The organism is Terrisporobacter vanillatitrophus, assembly GCF_051148895.1.
GTDB classification, from domain to species: domain Bacteria; phylum Bacillota; class Clostridia; order Peptostreptococcales; family Peptostreptococcaceae; genus Terrisporobacter; species Terrisporobacter vanillatitrophus.
In genome coordinates this window covers 1,245,856-1,256,970 of the sequence record NZ_CP154625.1, presented here as the reverse complement: position 1 = coordinate 1,256,970, position 11,115 = coordinate 1,245,856, and the positions used below count along the sequence as shown (strand labels likewise).

Annotated in this window: 8 protein-coding genes; all 8 read right to left on the bottom strand. The window is 29.5% G+C overall.

The genetic code is table 11. The annotated features are described in order from the left end of the window. The 8 genes from pfkB to TVTCOM_RS06315 all read right to left on the bottom strand — a co-directional run bounded on the left by pfkB (position 1) and on the right by TVTCOM_RS06315 (position 10,956). Positions 1 to 918 (bottom strand): 1-phosphofructokinase, encoded by a 918-nt coding sequence (gene pfkB / locus TVTCOM_RS06350; protein WP_434799008.1) that lies wholly within the window; start codon positions 916 to 918, stop codon positions 1 to 3. A 169-nt stretch (positions 919 to 1,087) separates the two neighbouring features. After that, on the bottom strand, positions 1,088 to 2,863 hold the full coding sequence (locus tag TVTCOM_RS06345) for a BglG family transcription antiterminator (RefSeq protein ID WP_434799007.1): 1,776 nt from the start codon (positions 2,861 to 2,863) through the stop codon (positions 1,088 to 1,090). A 78-nt stretch (positions 2,864 to 2,941) separates the two neighbouring features. Further along, complete coding sequence (locus TVTCOM_RS06340; protein WP_434799006.1) at positions 2,942 to 5,059, bottom strand: DNA topoisomerase III; 2,118 nt, start codon at positions 5,057 to 5,059, stop codon at positions 2,942 to 2,944. A gap of 195 nt (positions 5,060 to 5,254) precedes the next feature. After that, a complete protein-coding gene (locus TVTCOM_RS06335; RefSeq protein WP_434799722.1) occupies positions 5,255 to 6,193 on the bottom strand; it encodes an ABC transporter ATP-binding protein in 939 nt (312 codons plus the stop codon). A gap of 1 nt (position 6,194) precedes the next feature. Further along, positions 6,195 to 7,277, bottom strand: a complete 1,083-nt coding sequence (locus TVTCOM_RS06330) for an ABC transporter ATP-binding protein (protein ID WP_434799005.1) — start codon at positions 7,275 to 7,277, stop codon at positions 6,195 to 6,197. Positions 7,278 to 7,285: 8 nt separating this feature from the next. Next, on the bottom strand, positions 7,286 to 8,299 hold the full coding sequence (locus TVTCOM_RS06325) for an ABC transporter permease (RefSeq protein ID WP_434799004.1): 1,014 nt from the start codon (positions 8,297 to 8,299) through the stop codon (positions 7,286 to 7,288). Then, positions 8,292 to 9,245: an ABC transporter permease gene (locus TVTCOM_RS06320; RefSeq protein ID WP_434799003.1), complete on the bottom strand. Its 954-nt coding sequence runs from the start codon at positions 9,243 to 9,245 to the stop codon at positions 8,292 to 8,294. The genes TVTCOM_RS06325 and TVTCOM_RS06320 overlap by 8 nt, the downstream gene beginning before the upstream one ends. Before the next feature lie 85 nt (positions 9,246 to 9,330). Next, positions 9,331 to 10,956, bottom strand: coding sequence for a peptide ABC transporter substrate-binding protein (locus TVTCOM_RS06315; protein ID WP_434799002.1), 1,626 nt, complete (start codon positions 10,954 to 10,956; stop codon positions 9,331 to 9,333). Between the last annotated feature and the right edge of the window lie 159 nt (positions 10,957 to 11,115).

Here is an 11,115-nt window from a genome sequence, read left to right as displayed (position 1 = left end):
TTATCTCCTCTCAACATTTATGTCTTTTATTAATTTATCAATAAGTTCTTTCTTTGCTAAATCTGATGAAAATGCAGTAGCACTTCCACTTGCAGCTCCTAGTTTTAAAGCCTCTTCATAAGAATTACTACTTATATATCCAGATATAAACCCAGCTACCATAGAATCTCCAGCACCAACAGAATTTACAACACTTCCTTTTGGTACATTACTTATGAATACTTCTTTATTTTCTGTTATAAGAAGGGCACCATCTTTTCCTCTTGAAACTAGCACATTCATAGCGCCCATTTCTTGAAGCTTTTTACCATAAGTTACTATATCATCTATGCTTTCTAGTTTTACATTAAATATTTCTTCCAACTCATGATTATTTGGTTTTATTAAAAATGGATTATATTTTAATACATTTAAAAGTAAATTTTTAGTTGCATCAACTACAACTTTCACATTATTTATTTTTACATGTTCCATTATTTTTTCGTATAAGTCTTCTTTTAAAGTTGATGGAATACTTCCAGCAAGAACTAAAATATCTCCTTCTTTTAATTCACTTAATTTATCAAATAATTTTTTAAGTTTTTCATCACTTATATGTGGTCCCCCACCATTTATTTCAGTTTCTTCATCACTCTTTATTTTTACATTGATTCTAGTAAATCCATTATCTAATTTTATAAAATCTGATTTAACACTTAAATCAGATAAAGAGTTTATTATAAAGTCTCCTGTAAAATTACTCACAAATCCAGTAGCCACATTCTCATGTCCTAAAGTTTTCAATATCCTTGAAACATTTATTCCTTTTCCTCCTGGATATACATGTTCACTATTTACTCGGTTTACATGTCCTGTATTTAAATGTTCAAGATTAATAACATAATCTATAGATGGATTTAAGGTTACAGTGTATATCACTTTATTTCCTCCTTTATTTTTCGTATATATTATTTTGTCCTTTAAATTACTTTTGTATCCTATGACTAGGATACATGAAAAGGCTTTCTTCAAAAAGGCAAAAAATTTCTCTTAATTAAAAGAGAAATTTGACTTTGTCTGTTTTAGCCACTTCAAATAGGTCAGTTGCTTAAAACAGTTTTATAAACTTTTCATAAGATTTGTTTTCACAAATATTCACTACTTTTGATGTTGTATCTAATTTATTATAGATATTTGAAAATACTTGTTCATAGTCAAGTATTTTTTCGTTATTTAATGCTAGCATTATTACAAGTCTAACTTTTCCATACTCCCAATCTATAGGTTCTTTTAAAATACCCACAACTATTTTGTTCTCTTTTATATTACCTTTAGATCCATGAGGCATTGAAACCATATTCCCTATTTCTGTTGTGGCAATTTTCTCCCTTTCAAAATAGGATTTTTTCATTTCTTCATCAATTATGTCTTTTTTTAATAATGCATCACTCATAAAATCTAAAACTTCTTCTTTACTTTTACAATTCAAATCTGTAAAATATAAGTTTCTGTCAAAGAAGTCTTTCACATTTACATCTTCATAAACATATCCTGTATCCATGAATTTTTCTATTATTTTAATTTCTTTTTCAGTTAAAAATGGAGATACATTAATAACAGGTATTTTGTTGTACTCCAAAGGCATTGTTGATATTAAAAAATCTACCACAGCAGGATCTATATACTCAATTAAATAAGAAGGAATAATTTTTACTATTTCTATTCTGCCTTTAAATAATTGCTGTAGTTTGGTATTTATTAACATAGAAGTACCAGCCCCAGATGCACAAACAATAATAACCTTAAATACTTTTCTTTTTTTATTACTTGAATATCGCTCTACTGCTCCTCCAACATGAACAGCAATATTGGATACTTCATCCTCTCCAATTTTCAAATCCAGCTCATTTTCTATGGTTTTTTTAGCTATTTTGGCAAGCTCATAAGCATAAGGATATTTAATTTTCACATCATTATTTACCACATTATAGTTACAAATTCCCAGCTTATCTTTTTTAATCAAATTATTTATATGATTATATAAACACTCCATAAAAAACTCATCTTTACTAATATCTATAGCCGTAGCTAATTTTAAATTTTTGCAAAATGAAGCAATTGCTTTAGTTATTTTTTCTTTATTCACATTATCATTCATTATTGCTTCACGTTTAATTTTATATTCTTTTATATAATTTTTAATAAACTTATCATAATCCTTGTAATTATTTCGGCTTAGTCTAATAAAAATTGTACTACATAAATTTTTAAATTCTATATCACTTAAAATTAAATCTTCATTGTTTAAGTATTTTAATATTTCGTTTCTCAAGTTAAATACTTTATTGTTTACATCTTCAGTTAAAAAATCTTGCAATGTTAATTCATTATCTTTTCTAGAACATAAGTCAATTATACACCTTATAACTTCTGATTCATTGGCTTCGACACCTAATCCATGTTTATGTCTAGATACAATATTTATATTATATTTGCTTAAAACTTCTTTTGCTTCTTTTAGATCATTTTTTACAGAAGAAACACTAATAAACATAGCATCTGCTAGCTCTTCCAACTTAATACTTTTTTCTTCTTGTAAATTTAAGTTGAGCATTGTTTTAATTATAAATTCAATTCTATCTATGTTCCCTAAAGTATTGTTGTTATATTCACATACATCAATTTTTCCTTCTATTTTATAACCTACTCCCCTAATAGAAATTATTTTCGTATCCTTTAGTTGTTTATTAATATCTTTAATTTCACTTTGAATTGTTTTTGTTGAACATCCAATCTCTTCACTTAAAGCTAAACTACTTACAGGATGATTTAACTTTTTCAATATTTCTATTATAGCTAAGGCCCTTGTACTCAAATTACTCATACTCACACCTCTTTTGCTCATATTACATAGATTTTTTAATTTCCCAAATACTATTTACCCATTTTTTCTTTTACTAATTTACTTTTTCAATTTTGCTAAAGCTTCAGCAAATGGATTATTGAAACTTTCTTCATTTTTATTTTGATTTTTTAAATATTTTTGTATATCTTTCTTCGATCCTTTTTGTTTTTCTTCTTGTTTTCTTTTGTTGAAGGCAGATAGTTTTTCTCTGTATCCACATACACATGCAAATGTTTTATTTTCACCCTCTCCTCTAAGCTCTAATTTTTTATGACAATTAGGACATCTAGAGTTTGTTATTTGTGCTACTGTTTTTCTTGTGTTACACTCTCTATCTTCACAAACAAGCATCTTTCCTTTTTTTCCATTAACTTCAAGCATAAATTTACCACAATTAGGACATTTGTTTTTAGTTAAATTGTCATGCTTAAACTTGCTATCACTTTTATTTATATCTTTTACTATTTCTTTAGTATAAGATTTTATATCTTCTATAAAAGCATCTTTATTTGCTTTTCCATTTGATATATCTGTAAGTTTTTTCTCCCACTCTGCTGTAAGGGATGGAGTTTTTAATTTTTCTGGTGCTAAATCTAAAAGCTGTCTTCCTTTAGAAGTTATATGAATGTCTTTATTATTTTTCTTTTCTACTGAGAAAGAATTAAATAATTTTTCGATTATGTCTGCTCTAGTAGCAACTGTTCCCAAATTATTTTTCTCCATTTCTGTAAGTAAGGTTCCTTCATTTAAGTATGAAGGTGGATTAGTTTTTCCAGTTTTAATTTTTAATTCTTCAATTTGAAGTACGTCATTTACTAGTATTTCTGGTATTTTATCTAATTTTTCCTCTTCATCATCACCATAAGCTTCTGTAAATCCAAGATTAACTACTTTATTTCCTTTTACTCTAAAACTTTCACCTTGGCACTCTCCTGTAATAGTTGTTTCCATATATTCAAATGGAGGACAAAGTACACTTAAAAATCTTTTTACTACTAAGTCATAAATTTTTCTTTCTTTATCACTTAAATCACCAAGAAATACTCTTTCTTCTGTTGGTATGATTGCATGGTGATCACTAACCTTTGAATTATCTACAAATGATTTGTTTCCTTTTATATTGGTTTTTAATAATTTATTACAAACTTTTGAATAATCACTTACATTAACTGCCTTTACTCTGTCTTTTAATGTTTCAACTATATCTGTAGTTAAATATCTAGAATCAGTTCTTGGATATGTAAGAACTTTGTGATGTTCATAAAGTTTTTGCATAATTGATAGTGTTTCTTTTGCACTAAAACCAAATCTCTTATTTGCATCCCTTTGTAATTCAGTTAAGTCATATAGTGGCTTAGAGTATCTTTTCTTATCCACTTTTTTAATGTCTATAATTTTAATTTCTTTATTATTTAATTTTTTTGCTATATTTTCTATTTTTTCTTCATTAAAAGAAGTTGTATTGTTATTTTTATCTACCCAATTCATTTTAAAATTAGTACTTCCTTTTTTAGTATAAATTTCTATTGAGTAGTATTCTTTTGGTACAAATTTTCTTATTTCTTCTTCTCTTTTTAAAATCATTCCTAAAGTTGGAGTTTGAACTCTACCACAAGAAAGTTGAGCATTATATTTTGTAGTAAGAGCACGAGTCCCATTTATTCCCACAAACCAATCAGCTTCTGCTCTTGCTATAGCTGAATAATATAAATTATTATAAGCCCTTCCGTCTTTTAATTTTTCAAAACCTTCTTTTATTGCTTTGTCCGTACTTGATGAAATCCAAAGACGTTTAATTGGTTTTTTTACATGAGCTTTTTCTATTATCCATCTGGCAACAAGTTCACCTTCTCTTCCTGCATCTGTTGCTATAACTATTTCGCAAACATCCTCTCTGTTTAACTGTGATTTTACTGTGTTAAATTGTTTAGATGTCTTTTTAATAACTACAGTTTTTAGTTTTGGAGGAATTATTGGCAGGTCTTCCATTTTCCAAGACTTGTACTTTTCTCCATAACTTTCAGGGTCTGCAAGTGTTACCAGATGTCCTAATGCCCAAGTTACTATATATTCATTTCCTTCTATATATCCATTTTTATCTTTATTACAATTTAATACTCTAGCAATATCCCTTCCAACTGAAGGCTTTTCTGCTAATACTAATATTTTTTTCATTTCAATCCTTCCTTATTTTAAATCTATTTTAAAATAATTTTCTTAATATTTGATGATAATAATTTTACCATATAATTAACTTACTTCATAGCTATGTGATAAACTATCATTATTACTATTTCTGCTCATACAATATATTTAGGGGTGTAACAAAAATGTTACACCCCTAAATATTTAATAACTAAGTTCTTATTACTATCTTGCCAATTCTTTATCTTTTTTCATCCACTGAGCCAGTTCTTTTTCTGTTGCCAAAACCGTATGTGTACCTTCAATTAAATATTCTCTACCTTTTGAATAATCTACTCCCTCTTCTTTTGCATCGTAGCTAAATGTAGTACGATTTTTTTCCACTAATGGATTTGGTGAAGGAATAGCACTTAATAAGGACCTAGTATAGGGATGAATAGGATTTGAAAATATTTCCTCTGTGGTCCCTGTTTCCACAAGATAACCTAAATGAAGAACTCCTATACGATCAGATATATACTTAACCATACTAAGGTCATGAGCTATAAATAAATAAGCTGTATTTGTTTCTTTTTGAATCTTTTTCATAAGATTTACAACCTGAGCTTGTATAGAAACATCCAGAGCAGATATAGCCTCATCTGCTATAATTAAATCCGGATCCATAATTAAAGCTCGTGCAATTCCAATACGTTGTCTTTGTCCTCCAGAAAATTGGTGGGGATATCTAGACGCATGATCTCTGCTTAATCCTACTTTTTCTAATATACTATACACTTTTTCGTCACGCTCTTCTTTAGAAGAATACATTTTATGAATATCTAGTCCTTCTCCAATAATATCTAATACTTTTTTTCTTGGATTCAAACATGCCATAGGATCTTGGAATATCATTTGCATCTTAGTTCTAAGTACCTTAAGCTCATCATTACTCATTTTTCCTGATATATTTTCTCCATTGAATATTATATTGCCTGATGTTGGTTTATATAATCTTATTATACTACGTCCTGTTGTAGATTTTCCCGAACCAGATTCTCCAACAAGTCCATAAGTCTCTCCTGGATATATCTTAAAAGAAATTCCATCTACTGCTTTTACTGTAAATTTACGATTAACTTTAAAATACTGTTTTAGATTTTCTACTACTAATAAAGGTTCCACATTACTCATTTAGCCCAGCCTCCCTTCTCATTTTAAGTAGGCGTTTCTGTAAAGATTTTGGCATTTCAGTTTTTGGCACATCTTCATGACACAGCCAACTTGCCACACGATGTGTTCCTCCCACATTAAACATAGGAGATTCTTTACGATAATCAATATTTAAAGCATAAAGATTTCTAGGAGCAAAAGCTTCACCTTCTATCTTTTGTGTAAGATTGGGAGGAGTTCCTGGGATAGTATATAATTCATTATCATCTGTGTCTAAATCAGGCATAGCACTTAATAAGCCCCAAGTATAAGGATGTTTTGGATTATAAAATACCTCCTCTATTTGTCCCTTCTCAACAATCTTTCCAGCATACATAACAGCTACATAGTCAGCTACCTTTGCTACAACTCCTAAATCATGTGTAATGTATATTACTGATAAGTTTCTTTCTGCTTGAATTTTCTTTATTAATTCAAGAATCTTAGCCTGTATTGTAACATCTAAGGCTGTTGTAGGCTCATCACAAATCAATAACTCAGGCTCACAGCTTAATGCAATAGCAATAACGACTCTTTGACGCATACCACCACTTAATTGATGAGGATAATTTTTCATACGTTTCTTAACCTCTGTAATTCCAACTTCCTCTAGTAATCTTACTGCTTTATTAAAAGCTTCTTCTTTTGATAAATGATGATGATATATCATAGCTTCCATCACCTGTTTTCCTATTGTCATAGTAGGATTCAAACTTGTCATAGGATCTTGAAACACCATAGCAATACGACGGCCACAAATATTTTTCCCCATCTCTTTTTTACTTAATTTAACTATATCTTCAACAACTAAGTTACCGTCATTTTCTTTATCATATGTAAACTCAATTAAGCCACTTTTAATTACACCATTTGAGCTTATATTACCCATAATTGCTTTTGTTGTTACAGATTTACCAGAACCAGATTCTCCAACAATAGCTAAAGTTTCACCTTTAAATAAATCTAATCTTATACCACGAATGGCATCTATCATCCCTCTTCCTGTTTTAAAAGAAATAGAAAGATCTCTAATTTTTAATACTCTTTGTTTTTTCATAATAACACCTACATTTCTTTCATCTTTGGATCAAAAGCATCTCTTAGTCCATCAGCCAAAAGGTTAAAACTTAACATCAATATAGCAAGGATAACAACTGGAATAACAACCATATAAGGAGATACTAAAATAGATTTATAACCTTCATTAATAAGCGTTCCTAGTGAAGCAGTAGGTGCTGGTATACCTAGCCCAATAAAAGCTAGAAAAGCTTCATAAAATATAGCATTTGGTATGGAAAACATAGACATAATAATTATTTGTCCAAATATATTAGGAAGAACCTCCTTAAATATTATAAAGAAGTCACCAGCTCCAAGTGTTCTAGATGCTAAAATAAATTCTTGTTCTTTGACTTTTAAGACTTGAGCTCTCGTAATACGAGCCATCCCAATCCACCCCGTTAGCATTAAGGCTAAAATAATTGTATATAAAGAAGGTTTAAACACTAACATTAATAATACTAAAATAACTAAAGTGGGAATACTATTTATAATTTCTTGAAGACGCTGCATAACATTATCTACAACCCCTCCAAAATAACCACTAATAAGTCCATATAACATTCCAATAAAAATATCAATAAATACAGCTGCAACAGCTACGTATAGCGAAATACGAGCACCCGACCATACGCGAGTCCATAAATCACGTCCTAGTGTATCTGTTCCAAAATAGTGATATGTATCTTTAAACTCATCATTATCATATTTATTTATAGAGTTGGCTTCTCCATCAAGTATGCCAATGTTCTCCAAAACAGGAACTCTCGGAGCCATTGATTGTTCCTTGGTAGATACTTTATCAAATTCATAGTTGCTCATTATAGGACATATAATTGCAAGGACAACAATAATTAAAATACATATACTACCAATCATAGCTCCTTTATTATCAATAAAACGATTTATTACATCTTTCCAAAAAGGAGCATCTGGCATAACTTCATCTTTATTAATATCATGCTTATCTCCAACAAACTGAAAATCATCATTTTGAAATTCATAAGTTTCATTAATCATTGCTGCTCTCCTTTCCTAATCTAATTCTAGGATCTATTATTCCATATAAAATATCAACGATTAACATCATTACAATATACATAACACTATATATAAACGCTACTGCTATTGTAACATTATAGTCATTTACAGTTATTGATTGCACTAATAAACTTCCAAGACCTGGAATACCACATATTTGTTCAATTACCATACTCCCCGTCATCAAAGCAACTATAATCGGTGCTAAAACTGTAATTACAGGAATAAGTGTATTTCTTAATGCATGTTTTCTTATTAATGTTTTTTTATCTAATCCTTTTGACTCTGCCAAAAGCATATAATCACTTCCAAGTACTTCAATCATCTCACTTCTTGTAAATCTTGCTACGTTGGCAATTACAGAAAAAGAAAGTGCAATTACTGGTATAATTGAAGATTTTATTGGGTCTGAGGAATTATACAATATTGGTAGTACAGGCATCTTTACTCCAAAGGCAATAAGTAAAACTAAACATAATACAAAAGATGGAATACTAACACCAAGAACTGCAATTACTGTAGATATAGAATCCCAAATTGTATTACGACGAAGAGCTGCAAAAATCCCCAACAAAATTCCTACAATAGTACCTAATATTACAGCAGCAAATCCTATACCAAAACTAATAGGTATACGTGGCCTAACAAGACTTGATACTGGAAGATTTCTTGAAATACCATAAGAAATCCCAAAGTCCCCACTTAACATCTGTTTAAAATAACTTACGAACTGTTGCCATATAGGTCTATCGAATCCATATTTAGCATATATTAAAGCTTTTTGTGCTTCTGTTAATTTTTCATCATTGAAAGGTGTACCTGGCATAAGTTTAAGCATTACAAATAACACAAATACTATAATCATAAGTGTAACCGCTGACATTGCTAATCGCTTAGCAATATATTTAAACGTTGATTTGTCCATAAATTCCCCTACTTTCTATTTACTAATAAACAAACACATTATGGTTAAAAACCACAATGTGTTTAGATATAATACTTGATTTCTATTATTTAATTACTTCAATATTTTTATAAATATATGGAACACCAACAGCATGACTTTCAATTCCTTTTATATTTTTGCTTATTAAACTAGCTCCACCAACTTGGAAAATAGGAGCAACAGCATAATCTTTCATACAAATTGCTTCAGCATCTTTTAATAATTGCCATCTAGCCTCTGCATCTTGTTCATTACTAGCTTCTTTTATTTTCTTATCATATTCTTTACTTGTGTAATCTCCATAGTTGTAAGAGTTACCAGTAGTCATTAAATAAAGATATGTAGTAGGGTCAGCATAGTCAGGTCCCCAACGAGTTAATGAAATATCAAAATCACGTTTTTTCTGCATTTCAATACGATTGTTCTTTTCTTGAGCTACCATTTCAATAGTTAACCCATCAAGCGTTGATTGTAAACTTGATTGTAGATATTCAGCTGCAGATTTTGCAGGGTCTGCATTGTCAAATAGCATAGAAATATTAATTGAATCTACTCCTAATTCTTTTAATCCAGCTTCCCAACATTTTTTAGCTTCATCTATATTTGTACCCATATAAGAATCAGCTGTTTCTCTATAATCTTTTCCATCTGGGCCTGTTGCTAGTGCAGTAGGAACAAAACCTTTTGCAACAATAGATCCATCTTTTAATACATTATTTACTAAATCTTCTTTATCAATTGCCAATGAGATAGCTTTTCTAATATTATCATTTGCTAAATATTTATTTGCATAGTTGTATTGGAAGTACCATAAATATCCTTCTAATACTTCTGAATATTCATCTGTATCTTTGTATTTATCTACCAAATCTTTATTTAATTTTGTGAAATTAACATCTCCACTTTCAAATGCTAAAGCAGAACTTGATAAATCTTTTACAACATTAAATACTAACTTATCAACTTTAACCACATCTGCATCATAGTAAGATTCGTTTTTTTCTAAAACATATTTGCTTCCAGTCTCCCAGCTAGTCATCTTGTAAGCACCACAAGCAAGCATATTTTCAGGTGTTAAAGCAAATTGATCACCTTTTTCTTGTGCAAAGGCTTCATTAATTGGATAAAATACTGGAAAAGACATTAAACTTTCAAAATATGCACAAGGCTTAGAAAGTGTTATTTCTAAAGTAGTATCATTTATAGCCTTTACTCCCAATTCACTTGCTTTCTTTTCTCCTGCAATAATGTCATCTGCATTAGCAATACATGCTCCGCCTTCACCATATAAATAATTGTATTCTGCATCAGCTCTTGAAGCTGTTCTTTGCCAAGCATACACAAAATCATTTGCAGTTACTGGTGTTCCATTATCCCACTTAGCATCTCTTAATTCGTAAGTATATGTTAATCCATCTTCACTTACCTTTGCTTTATCTTTAGCTAATGCAGGAATAATGTTTCCATTTGCATCTACTGTCAATAATCCATCAACTGTAGCATGAATTGCCTCTAATGATGAACCATCTGTAGCATAACTTGAATCCATAGATATAACATCTAATTCTTTTGCCAAAGTAACTGTAGTTCCATCAGATGCTGAATCATTTGATCCACTACAAGCTACTAAAGAAAATGCCATTAATAACGAGCAAAAACATACTAATAATTTCTTAAATTTCCCCCTCATCGTGTGTTCCCTCCTAAAATTTCAATTTTAATATAGATTATAGGTTTGTATTCATAAAAGGTCAACAATTTTTTTAAATTTTCTAAATCTTCTAATTTTAGACATATTTTAGACATCTTCTTCATATATTTTATAAATTCAATTATCACATTGTTTTTA